This is a genomic window from Mesorhizobium sp. M7A.F.Ca.CA.001.08.2.1 (genome assembly GCF_003998455.1).
Taxonomy (GTDB): Bacteria; Pseudomonadota; Alphaproteobacteria; order Rhizobiales; family Rhizobiaceae; genus Mesorhizobium; species Mesorhizobium ciceri.
On sequence record NZ_RZPW01001387.1, the window covers coordinates 1 to 622 of the forward strand.

Sequence of the window (622 nt, forward strand, 5' to 3'; positions counted from 1 at the left end):
CCGCGACGGCGAATGACACGATTTCATCGAAGCCAAGCGTCTCGAAGCCGTAGGCCAGCCACGCTTCGGCTGCCTCCGTGACATAGCCTTTGCCCCAGAACTCAGGTGCCAGCCGCCAGCCGATCTCGATGGTGCCGGCTGGCAGGGATGGCACATGATCGGTGTCGAGGAGACCGATGAAGCCGATGCATTCACCGGTGGCGGTGATCTCGGCGGCAGCAAAACCGTATCCGTCGTTCGTGGTCCAGGCCCGGAGCTCGTCCATCTTGGCATCCGCCTGGGCGCGGTCACGGCGGAATGGAAAGAACTCCATCACCCGGTCGTCGGAGTTGATGCGGTGGAACAGGTCGCGGTCGCGATCCTCCCAGTTGCGCAGAATCAGGCGCTCGGTACGCATTGGTTTCATTGCACAAAGTCCTCCTGCCTGTAGCCCTGCATATAGAGCAGCGCGGTCAGGTCGCCATGATCGATGCGGACCTTGGCCTGTGCCGCCACCGTCGGCTTGGCGTGAAGCGCGACACCGGTACCGGCAAGGCGGATCATGTCGAGATCATTGGCGCCGTCACCGACGGCAATGGCGTCGGTGACGGCGCCAATGATCTCGACATGATCCGCCTTGCCG

General features: G+C 62.9%; 2 protein-coding genes. Both read right to left on the bottom strand.

The genetic code is table 11. The features are described 5' to 3' along the window. On the bottom strand, positions 1-406 hold a 406-nt coding region (locus tag EN914_RS37565), incomplete at its 3' end, for a GNAT family N-acetyltransferase (protein WP_164779279.1). After that, a partial coding sequence (locus tag EN914_RS37570) for an HAD hydrolase family protein (RefSeq protein WP_164779280.1) occupies positions 403-622 on the bottom strand: 220 nt, incomplete at its 5' end. The genes EN914_RS37570 and EN914_RS37565, both read right to left, overlap by 4 nt.